Genomic DNA, 10,847 nt, shown 5'->3' with positions numbered 1-10,847 from the left:
CGTTATACCATAGCCAGGAAGTGAATCAGATCTCAGGCAGATCGTATAGATCTTTTGTCAACGTGACCTAGATATTCATATTTTTCTAAATATACGACACAAAATAATAATTTAGAAAAAAATAATATAGAATACCAAAAATTATTGAATTTTTTTCCTTGAATACAAACACATGAAGAGTGTGTGTTATTGTATAACTATAAATAAATGAGAGAGAAATATTTTAACAAAAAGAATTATATCAATATTGTGGCAGATTGAATTATAAATAAATTCCCCTAAAGATAAATTATATTCAGGGTTTTCGGTAAAGCACATAGATCATAAGGAAAACTATATTGTAAATAAAAAAATAAATTTATTTGTTTCTATATATAATTATAGTTAATATCGATTTAACATTCACTCAGAATGCGTTTGGATATATCGAAGAATACTAAATATTCGGGATAGGTCTTAACTATACCTATAAATAAAAAACCTAATTAACATCTGGCTTCTTTCCGCTTGTTCTCTACTTTGTGGGTTGGTACTGCTCGCGATCGGTTCCCGTTTGACGGGCGGACTACCCATATTGTCGAGTTTTTCCCCAAAATGGCTTTAAATTCCTGTAAGTAGACGGAAAACGTGTATGTGCAGGCCTTGGATTGGCAATATAGCGACAAGCGAATATGATTTATCTAGCTTGCACAGTTATTTGGGAAAGTGGGGAAATCTATAATATAATAAATTTCTTAACCTTGATATTGTAAGGATAAAACATAATTCAGGAGAAATTAAATTGATAAATTATAAGAAAAATTCATTTTTCATTACTGTATTTTCAATTATTTTATCGGGGTGTGCATCTTCCGAATTGGATACTGCTCCCTCTGGTCCTGATCATCCTTGGCAGCCTAATGTTACTTCTGCAGGTGTGATTGTTCCAGGGAAAGCAAGAAAAGTATCAAAGTTATCATTTCCAGGAAAATATACTCTTCCTTCAAATCCAGATGCTATCGTTCAGGGGAGTATGCAACTGATCGATGATCGAAAAAAATCAATTTATACCTTGGCAGAATTGATTGATATTTCACAATCTTCTAATCCGCAGACAAGAAAGGCCTGGGATGCTGCGCGGGATGCTGCGCTGGCTGTTGGAATTATTAAAAGTACGTATCTACCCACATTGACAGCAACCGTTGTAGGGGGATGGTCTCGGGCAAGAAGTCAGACTACCGATGCGTCTCTTGATACAGATGAATATGGGTCTATCGGTATTAACGGTACTCCGAGGCGGCGCAGTTCAGGCACTGCGGAAGTGCAGACTGTAGGGTTGCGCTGGTTGCTGTTTGATTTTGGACGTAGAGAAGCATTGATTGGCGCTGCACGTCAGGCGCAATTGGCCACAAACGTTCTTTTTACAGGCGTTCATCAGAAAATAATTTATAGCGTCACAACTGCTTTTTATACACATGCGGCGGCATCTACTCGCGCCCAACTTTTACAAACATCCCTCGAAAATGCAGAGCATGTTCAAGCAGCAGCAGAAGCAAGGCTGAAGCAGGGGCAGGGAACAATTATGGATGTCACACAGGCACGGCAGGTTACCGCACAGGTTAATCTGCGTCTTGTGCAGGCCCAGGGTGAGGAGCAGAACACCTATCTCGCGTTACTCAACAATATGGGTGTCTCAACGAATTCGCATCTCAATCTTGAAGATGTATCCGGCCGCTCCCTGTCGCTGGAAGACGTGCGTTTGAGCGACGAGGTGGTGAAGGAGGCAGTCGGGCGTCGCCCGGATGTTTTGGCTGCCTATGCGGCAGCGCGTTCTGCTCACAGCCGTATTTCTGCAGCACGGGCAGCATTTCTTCCAAGTGTTTTTATGACGGGTAACGTGGCGTATTCAACAGGGCAAACAAGCCTGACCTCCATACCGAGTGCTAGCGACAGTGTTTCTCCAACGCTCAATCTTTCGGGAAATCGTTTCAGCACCTTGATTCTCGGGGGAATCAGCGTTCCTATTTTTGATGGTGGTTTGCGCTCTGCCATTGTCAAACGTGCGCAGGATCAGGAAGACAGCGCAGAAGCCACGCTTCGGCAGACAGTAAATGGCGCGGTTCAGCAGATCGTTCTGGCAGAGAATGCCCTTCATACAAGCCTTCAGGCCTACGAGGCGGCGTCCAAACTTCGTGTGGCGTCACAAACGAATTTTGATGCAGCTTTGGTGTCCTATCGCGCGGGAACTGGATCAGTGACGCAGGCTGAACTGGCGCAGAATGGGCTTCTGGATGCCAATATCAGTCGATCGGATGCTTATTATGCCGCGCTGATTGCGGCTGCGGGGCTGGCTTTTGGAACGGGTTCGTTGGGCTAGGGTTTGTCAGGCTGGGTCGTTTTCTGAGCGATAAGCTCTCATGTTCATGAGGGCTTATCGCATAAATATTATGCTGACTGGGTTTTACCAGCCCCAACCCGGGCCGAAACCATAGTCCGGGCCGAAGCCGTCTCCCCAGGGGCCCCATTCTCCCCAATTCCATTGAGCATCCTGATAGTCTTCTGCGGTTGTCTGCTGTTCGTTGGCGATGCTCTGCTGCTGCTGGTACGCAAGGTAGCGACCGTAAGCGGCCTGATTCCCCACATAGAGGCACCCGCAGACTGTTGGATCGGCGTAGACATAGGTGACTGTGTTGCCGTGTATCCGGCGCACGAAATGATGCGCTGGGAGTTTCTTCAGCATGGCAATCTGCTGTGGCGTTGAGGCGGGTTTCAACAGAAATCCTGCCGCAGCGAGGTGATCGTCTTTTTGGGTGGCAATCTGCTGAGGGGATTCGCAGGCAGAAAGTGCAGCCATACAAACAAGTGAGGCTAAAAAGGTTTTCTTCATTATTAAGTCTCCGTAAATAAATTCATGTATCTGTTGCCGTGCCGATCTTGATATTGCGGCATCGATATTTATGTAAAAGCCGTTCCAAAGTTCCCGGGAGGTAGGGTTTTTTGCAAAAACGCCTGGAAACCGACCGGCTAGAGCTCTTTGTCGGAATGAAAATAATATTCGAATGTTATATCTGTTCAGGCTGCTTTTTTGACAGCGTTTGACCGTGCAGCTGAAGCAGGGTGGCTGACAGGGCCAGTGCCATGCCGAGCATGACGGTACCAGTCCAGCCATATGGTTGCCATGTCCAGATCGCCGCAGCCGAGCCGCCTGCCCCTCCCAGAAACATCGTGCCCATAAAGATCGTGTTCAGTCGTGCACGGGCCTGTGGGCGCAGCGCGTAAACAACATGCTGGTTGGAAATGAGAGCACTCTGGATTGCAAAATCCAGCACGATGACGCCTGCGATCAGGCCGGCCAGTGAGGTCCACAAACCGAAGATAATCCACGCCACAAGTGTCAATGCTGCCCCCAGAATGATGATCCGGTGGGGACCGTGCCGATCTGCGATCCGCCCAGAAAGAGGCGCGGCGAGAATTCCAACTGCTCCGACAATACCGAAGAGGCCCGCGGCATCAGCCCCAAGGCCGAAGCGAGGCTGTTGCAGGCGGAGGGCAAGCGTCGTCCAGAAAACGCTGAAAGCAGCAAACAGAAAGCCCTGCGTGAGAGCGGCGAGGCGCAGGGCGGAGAATTCCTTCCACAATCCGCCGAGGGACACCAGCAGTTGTCCGTAATTAAGGCTGGTATCGGCGGGGCGGTGCGTGGGTAGCCGCCAGGCCATCAGGGCTCCGGCACCCAGAGCAATCGGCACGGCCAGCCAGAACATGTCGCGCCAGTCGGAATATGTCGCAACCACGCCTGCCAGGGTCCGGCTTAGCAGGATACCGCCCAGAAGCCCCGCCATGACGATGCCAATTGTATGGCCACGGCGTTCAGGAGAAGACAGGTGTGCGGCAAACGGGACAATCTGCTGTGCCACGGTTGCCATGGCTCCCACGGCAAGGGAGGCGACAAGCAGGATGGCGGCACTGGGCGCCAAAGCTGCTCCTGCGAGGGCGAGAGACAGCAGCATGAACTGGCAGGCGATCAGCCGCCTGCGTTCCAGAAGGTCGCCTACTGGAACAAGAAGGAAGAGCCCTGCGGCATAACCAAGCTGGGTAACGGTTGGGATAAGGCCTGTGAAGGGGCCGGGTAGGTCGCGCTGCATGACGCCTAGCATGGGCTGGTTGTAATAGATGTTGGCGACCGCAACACCGGCCGCAACAGCCATTCCCAGCGTCAGAAATCCGGAAAGAGGCGCTGCCGGTTTGCGACCTGCTCCGGAAGCGCGTATTGCGAAATTCTGAAGGGATGCGTCGTCCATCACGGGAAATACCTTATCTGATTGTCGGCCGAGATGAGAGGTTTGACGGTTCGTTCTCTTCATCGCTGAATGTCGGATAGTCCGTATAGCCATGAAAATCACCGCCATAGAATGTTGAACGATCATATCGGTTTAATGGCCAGTGATTCCGTAGCCGCAGGACCAGATCCGGGTTGGCGATGAAGGCGCGTCCAAATGCAATCAGGTCTGCATCGCCAGATTCCAGAAGCTTTTCGGCGCTTTCACTCGTAAAACCGCCTGCCGCGATAATGGTTCGGGAAAAGAGCGGACGTAGGACAGACACATCTACCGGGTCGGATTCCGCATCGGCGCCGATCCTTGGCTGCACGATATGCAGATAGGCGACTCCCATGGTTTGCAGCATCGAGGCGACATAGCTGAATGTGGCGTGTCTGTTGCTATCGGACATCGACCCGTAAGATCCGCTGGGGGTGAGGCGTACGCCGACGCGATCGGCACCCCATACGTCAATGGCAGCCTGAGTAACTTCCCGAAGAAAACGAGCGCGATTTTCGATCGGTCCACCATAGGCGTCGGTCCGGGTATTCGTGCCATCCTGCAGGAACTGATCGGGCAGGTAGCCGTTGGCGCCGTGGATTTCCACGCCATCAAATCCTGCCTGCAGGGCTCGTGTTGCGGCCTGACGGTAGGCTTCGATCAGGGGGGAGATTTCATTGAGTTCCAGAGCGCGGGGGGTGTCGTACGGGACCGGGCCGTCGAGCGTCCATGCCGTGCCATCCGCCCTGATGGCGGAGGGGGCCAGAGGTGCCGCGCCACCGGGTTGGAGACTGCGGGCGGACTGACGGCCGACATGCCATAGTTGCAGGAACATGCGTCCTCCTTTGGCGTGGACCGCATCCGTGATGCGTTTCCAGCCGGGGATCTGTGCGTCCTCGTAAATTCCGGCGGCACGTTCAAAACCATATCCCGTCAGGGCAACGGGAGAGGCCTCGGAAATGAGCAGACCGCCCGGCGTGGCGCGCTGGGTATAGTATTCGAGCATCAGGTCGTTGGGCAGATTGCCGATGCTTGAGCGCATTCTGGTCAGGGGCGCCATGATGATGCGGTGTTCAAGCCGCATGGGGCCTACGAATTTCGGGGAAAAGAGAAGATTAGCCATGGGAAACAGTCCTGTGTGAAACGCGCCATCGGCGCCGTGTTCCAGAGGATGGATATTTCCGTATTGGATTGGCAGTCGTTATTCCAGTATAAAGAGAATTCCATAATGGAATACTAAAATGGATCGTCTGCAGGCCATGACCGTTTTTGTACGCGTCGTTGAGAGTGGCTCTTTCTCCGCTGCGGCGCGGCTGATGCATCTCGGACAGCCGGCGGTTTCGAAGGCCGTCGCCCAGCTTGAGCGCCAGCTGGGTGTGCAGCTTCTTCTTCGCTCCGCCCATGGTCTGACACCGACGGATGCAGGACAGCGTTATTTCGAGCGTGTTGTCCGGATCGTGTCCGATGCAGAGGACGCGGATGCTGCTGCGCGTGACAGTACGCTCAGTTTGCAGGGAAGGCTCCGGGTGGCGGTTCCGACAACCTTCGGACGCATTCAGATCGTGCCCCGCCTTGGAGAGTTTCTGAAGGAGCATCCCCGACTGAAAATGGATATCGAACTCGATGACCGGCGGGTGGATCTCGTGATGGAAGGGATAGATGTCGCCATTCGCGTGGGGCCTCTGAATGACAGCACGATGATTGCAAAGCGCCTTGCGAGAGGGCGCCGTTCCGTTCTCGCAACGCCGCGGTATCTGGAACAGTCCCTGGCTCTCGAGACGCCGGAAGACCTGGGTCTGCATCAGGCTGTCACTTATGCGCGGGATGATGGGGTCAGATACACGTTCCGCCAGCAGGAAAGGGAGATGACCGCGACCCTGAGACCGCGCCTGAACCTGAGCGCGGCTGAAGGAATCCGGGCCGCCGTACTTGCAGATCTGGGCCTGACCATTGCGGCGGACTGGATGTTCCGGCCGGAACTGGAGTGCGGAACGGTGGTGCGCTGCCTGACAGACTGGTCCCTGCCGCCTGTTGATCTGTGGGTGGTTTATCCTTCGGGCAGGCTGACGAGCGCCAAGGCTCGGGCTTTCTCGGATTTTGTAGCGGGAGTGATTGGAGACCTGGAAATGGTGCCGCGTTCCATGCACTAAAATCAGGAAACAATGAGTTTCTGTTGTTTTTATTTATTGCTCAATTCGTCTCACGTAATTCTCGGGTCAACAAGGATGCACGACAGGCTCTTCCGGGGGCCTGGTTCTCTGTCCCTGCTTCTTCATTCTGACCAGAGATTCCCGACATGAAATCCTCTTTTTTCCTGCTTTCCCTAGCCGCTCTGACTTTTGCATCCAGCATTCCCTATCCGGCATCGGCTCAGGTCGTAACGGACCCGGGGCAGGTTCAGTCCGGCACCTATGACGTCGAATCCAGCCATACACAGGTTGGTTTTTCAGTCCTGCATTTTGGTTTCACGAACTACCAGGGCGTTTTTTCGAATGTTTCCGGTACGCTGGATCTTAATGATAAAAATCCTGCGGCGTCCCATCTTTCCGTGACTATCCCGGTTGGATCGGTTCAGACGACCAGCGCCAAGCTGACCGAAGAACTCAAGGGCGACCAGTGGTTCAATGCCGCGCAGTATCCGAATGCGACGTTTGAATCCACCTCCGTCCGACGCACGGGCAAGGCCGATGCCATTGTGACTGGCAATCTGACGCTACATGGTGTCACAAAACCCGAGACGCTGAAGGTTCATTTCATCGGTGCAGGCGTGAACGCGCTCGACAAGAAATATACGACCGGTTTTGAAGCCACGGGCACCATCAAGCGCAGCGATTTCGGTGTGAAGATGTATGTCCCGTATGTCAGCGATGCCGTGCAACTGCGGATCGCCGGCGCTTTTGAAAAGCAGGGCTGAGTTCTATGGCCGTGTCCGCAAACCAGAGCCGCGGGATCAAGCGATATACCGGTGTGGCGATCATCCTTCACTGGCTGATCGCTGCGGGGATCCTGACCCTGATCATTATGGGACTGGTCATGGATCATCTGTCTCTCGACCCGATGTGGGTTTTCCAGTTGTACCAGCTTCACAAGTCGATTGGCATTACTGTCATGATGCTGATTGCCCTGCGCATCGTCTGGCGCCTGACGCACAGGGCGCCGGGACTTCCCGCTGACATGAAGGGTTTCGAGCGTGTGGCGGCCCATCTGACGCATGCTGCCCTGTATGGCTTGCAGACGCTCATGCCGCTGAGTGGCTGGGCGATGGTGTCGGTGTCCGTTCTGGGGATTCCCACCGTTCTGTATGGCACCATTCCCTGGCCCGATCTGCCCGTGCTTTCAACGTTGCAGGACAAGCCGCCCGTCGAAGCCACACTGAAAGTCGTTCATCATTGGGGTGGCTGGTTTCTGCTGGCGCTGATTGGTCTGCACGTTGCCGCGGCCCTTCGTCATCATTTCTTTCTGAACGATCACGTTCTGCGACAGATGCTTCCTGCCATAGGCAGAAAATCTGGTTCCAGACATGGAGACTGATATCATGGCTTTTTTTAAAAAAGCAGCCTTTTCAGCGCTTGCCATGAGCTTTTTGGCCGCGACACCTGTTTTCGCCGCAGACTGGACGATTGATCCTGCTCACAGCATCATTGGTTTTTCAGGAACGCAGACTGACAATACCTTTACAGGACATTTTGGAAAATTCGACGGAACCGTTTCTCTCGATCCTGCTCATCCCGAAGACGGGCATGCGACAATCACGATCAATATTGCAAGTGCTACGACAGCGGACAGGCAGCGTGATAGTGCCATGCCCGGGAGTGACTGGTTCAATGTCGCCAGTTTCCCAACCGCGACGTTTGAAGCCCGCAGCTTCCGGGCTAAAGGGGGCAATGCGTACGAAGCTGTCGGGACGCTCACGATCCGTGGTGTCAGCAGGCCCGAAACTCTGCCTTTCACACTCGATATCAACGGTCCGACAGCGCACGCCAAAGGCCATCTTGACCTGATCCGCTCCGCTTTTGGTATTGGTCAGGGACCGTGGGCTACCGGACAGTGGGTCGCCCTTCAGGTCGGGGTGACCATTGATATCACAGCAAACCAGACGTCAGGGAATCCATGACGTCCTTATCCGCTCTGTCAGCATCATGCGATTGTTTCCGGAGCGGATCTTCAGAGGCTCAATAAATAAAAAATAGGAAACAGATAGTTTCTTTCATTTCCATTTATTGATGTCGGAAGCGAGGATAAAACTGACATCAGCGGTTTAGGAGAACAATGCATCAAATCTCCGACCGAATGTCAGATACTTTCAAACATGAAAGACAAACCGATGAACACGTCCTTTCCGCGCGATCAGGTTCTTTTTGCCTCACGTCTTCTTCTGGCCCTTCTGTTCGTGCTGATGGGATGGAGCAAACTGACAGGCTTTGAGGGAACCGTAGGGTATATGGCCAGCACGGGCGCCCCGGTTCCGACTGTGTCCGCCATTATTGCCATCGTCACCGAACTGGGGATTGGTCTGGCGCTCGTCGTTGGTTTCCTGACAAGACCGCTCTCTCTTTTACTAGCGATTTACACCATCGTTACGGCTTTCATCGGGCATCATTACTGGACGTTCGACGGGGTGGCCCGTTACGATATGTGGATCCATTTTTACAAGAATTTCAGTATCGCAGGTGGTCTTCTCGCTCTTGCGGCTTCAGGATCCGGTCGTTTCTCTGTGGACGCCCTGCGTCGATGAGAGCGTAATTTTGACCGGGTTTGCTGGAACCTATGCGGTTGTTCTGGCCCAGGGCGGATGTTCGAATGCCGAGACCAGATGTTCCATCAAGGCATTGACCCGGAAGGGGCGGAGCGTGCTGCTGGATGTCACGAGATAAAGCGCAATGCTCGCGGCATCCCAGTCTGGCAGGATCTGTTCAAACCGCCCTTCCTGCAGGCCATCCCAGACCATGAATTCCGGAAATAGCCCGAACCCCAGATGCGCTTTCAGTGCTGGCAAAAAAGCCTCAGCATTATCGGCTCTAAAGCGTGAAGCCTGGGAGAGAACATAGTCTTCACCGGTTTTTCGGGATGTGAGGCGCAGCGTACCTGGAGCGGAGGTATTCGTATAAACGAAGCTTTTCTGTCCTTCGAGGTCACGGGGATGTGTCGGACGTCCGATACGATCCAGATAATGCGGAGTTGCGACCAGAAGCAGGCGTACTCCACAGAGATGCCGAGCCCGCAGGGATGAATCCGCCAGAGATGCGATCCTTAAGGCCAGATCATAGCCTTCAGCCACGAGATCGACGAGGGAATCGCTGAAATCCACGGTGATGTCGATATCCGGATATCGCTCAAGAAAGGCCGGAAGTGCGGGCGAGAGATGTCTGATTCCGAAAGTCATGGGAGCGGCGACCCGGATCAGGCCTGAGGGGCGATGGGTACCTCCGCGCGCCTCGCTTTCAGCAGCTTCCGCTTCAGCGAGTATCCGGTTGGCGTGTCCAAGCAGCATACGGCCCGTTTCCGTCACGGACATCTGACGGGAATTACGGCTGAACAGCGCAACGCCCAGAGACTGCTCCAGACGGCTGATGGCTTTCGAGATCGTTGGTTTGGAAAGCTGAAGCTCTTCCGCAGCGCGCACGAAGGAACCACGTTCGGCAACTTTGGCGAAAATGGCCCAGGCCTCGAAATCCGGCAGTCTCATAACAGCAATCCTCAGAACTGAACGTCAGGCAGTATTTCCATATTTTTGATCGAACGTCATGCCGGGACAGGGATTGCTACATGGGATAGACGTTTCGCAATCAGGACAAATGACAAATAGAAAAAACGGAAACGATTTATTTCTATCATTTCTGTATAAGTCTCTCATTCCGTAGCCTAAGTTTCATGTCGGGCACAAAACATGGTGTCGTTACCGACTTCCTGAAAATACAGGTCATTATCGCTCGTGGACAAAGCTTGACGCGGGTGAGCGAGATTGATTCAACGCTGTCATTTGGAGGTGGCGGTGGACGAGACGATCGGGGCGACGGATGCGGAATGGGCGCTGACCGGTTCTTTGCTTCCTTCCGAAACGGGGCGCGGTTGCCGTCCTGCCGGAGATAATCGTCAGTTCTTCGACGGGATGATATGGATGGCGCGGACGGGAGCGCAATGGCGGCATCTTCCGCCCTGCTACGGCAAGTGGAACAGCGTCTTCCGCCGCTATCGCCGCTGGGTCGAGCAGGGTGTGTTCGACGCGTTGCTGGAGACGCTGGCCGAGTTGGTCGGCCGTGATCGGTCGGCAGACATGATCGACAGCACCGTGGTCCGGGCCCATCACTGTGCTGCCGGGATCAAAAAGGCGCTGGCCCGGCCGAGGCGCTCGGACGATCGCGCCGCGGCTTCTCGACCAAACTCCACGCCCGTTGTAACGCGCGCGGTCTCCCGCTCGCCTTCGGCCTCACGGTCGGGGCATGCCCACGATCAGCGGGGCTTCGGACCGCTGTTCCAGGCTATAGGCGGTCGGCTCGACAGGCTTCTGGCGGATCGCGGCTACGATGCCGACCAGACCCGGGCCGACATCGC

General features: G+C 53.6%; 11 protein-coding genes. 7 read left to right on the top strand and 4 right to left on the bottom strand.

The window, feature by feature from the left end:
• Positions 1–784: 784 nt before the first annotated feature.
• Positions 785–2,356: a TolC family protein gene (locus HK22_RS13820; RefSeq protein WP_198945558.1), complete on the top strand. Its 1,572-nt coding sequence runs from the start codon at positions 785–787 to the stop codon at positions 2,354–2,356.
• An 84-nt stretch (positions 2,357–2,440) separates the two neighbouring features.
• Here HK22_RS13820 and HK22_RS13815 read toward each other — a convergent pair whose 3' ends face one another.
• The 3 genes from HK22_RS13815 to HK22_RS13805 all read right to left on the bottom strand — a co-directional run bounded on the left by HK22_RS13815 (position 2,441) and on the right by HK22_RS13805 (position 5,418).
• Entirely contained in the window at positions 2,441–2,866 is a 426-nt protein-coding gene (locus tag HK22_RS13815; protein ID WP_198945557.1) for a hypothetical protein, read from the bottom strand.
• Between the two features lie 175 nt (positions 2,867–3,041).
• Positions 3,042–4,277 (bottom strand): MFS transporter, encoded by a 1,236-nt coding sequence (locus HK22_RS13810; RefSeq protein ID WP_233142680.1) that lies wholly within the window; start codon positions 4,275–4,277, stop codon positions 3,042–3,044.
• Positions 4,278–4,290: 13 nt separating this feature from the next.
• A complete protein-coding gene (locus HK22_RS13805; protein ID WP_086649688.1) occupies positions 4,291–5,418 on the bottom strand; it encodes an alkene reductase in 1,128 nt (375 codons plus the stop codon).
• Between the two features lie 118 nt (positions 5,419–5,536).
• Between HK22_RS13805 and HK22_RS13800 the strand changes: the two genes are divergently transcribed.
• The 5 genes from HK22_RS13800 to HK22_RS13780 all read left to right on the top strand — a co-directional run bounded on the left by HK22_RS13800 (position 5,537) and on the right by HK22_RS13780 (position 9,030).
• Positions 5,537–6,445 carry a LysR family transcriptional regulator gene (locus HK22_RS13800; protein WP_086649687.1) on the top strand — a complete coding sequence of 303 codons (909 nt, stop codon included), beginning with the start codon at positions 5,537–5,539 and terminating at the stop codon, positions 6,443–6,445.
• 146 nt (positions 6,446–6,591) lie between these two features.
• Positions 6,592–7,209, top strand: a complete 618-nt coding sequence (locus tag HK22_RS13795) for a YceI family protein (protein ID WP_086649686.1) — start codon at positions 6,592–6,594, stop codon at positions 7,207–7,209.
• Between the two features lie 5 nt (positions 7,210–7,214).
• Entirely contained in the window at positions 7,215–7,826 is a 612-nt protein-coding gene (locus tag HK22_RS13790) for a cytochrome b (protein ID WP_086649685.1), read from the top strand.
• Between the two features lie 4 nt (positions 7,827–7,830).
• Complete coding sequence (locus HK22_RS13785) at positions 7,831–8,409, top strand: YceI family protein (RefSeq protein WP_086649691.1); 579 nt, start codon at positions 7,831–7,833, stop codon at positions 8,407–8,409.
• Positions 8,410–8,619: 210 nt separating this feature from the next.
• Positions 8,620–9,030, top strand: coding sequence for a DoxX family protein (locus HK22_RS13780; RefSeq protein ID WP_086649690.1), 411 nt, complete (start codon positions 8,620–8,622; stop codon positions 9,028–9,030).
• A gap of 30 nt (positions 9,031–9,060) precedes the next feature.
• Here HK22_RS13780 and HK22_RS13775 read toward each other — a convergent pair whose 3' ends face one another.
• Complete coding sequence (locus HK22_RS13775; protein ID WP_086649684.1) at positions 9,061–9,981, bottom strand: LysR family transcriptional regulator; 921 nt, start codon at positions 9,979–9,981, stop codon at positions 9,061–9,063.
• Between the two features lie 306 nt (positions 9,982–10,287).
• Between HK22_RS13775 and HK22_RS13770 the strand changes: the two genes are divergently transcribed.
• Positions 10,288–10,847: IS5 family transposase (locus tag HK22_RS13770; RefSeq protein WP_158093567.1), on the top strand; the 560-nt coding region annotated here is incomplete at its 3' end.

It is taken from the genome of Gluconobacter sp. DsW_056 (genome assembly GCF_002153595.1).
GTDB classification, from domain to species: Bacteria; Pseudomonadota; Alphaproteobacteria; order Acetobacterales; family Acetobacteraceae; genus Gluconobacter; species Gluconobacter albidus.
The sequence above is the reverse complement of the archived record's forward strand: the minus strand, read 5'-3'. Positions and strand labels throughout refer to the sequence as shown.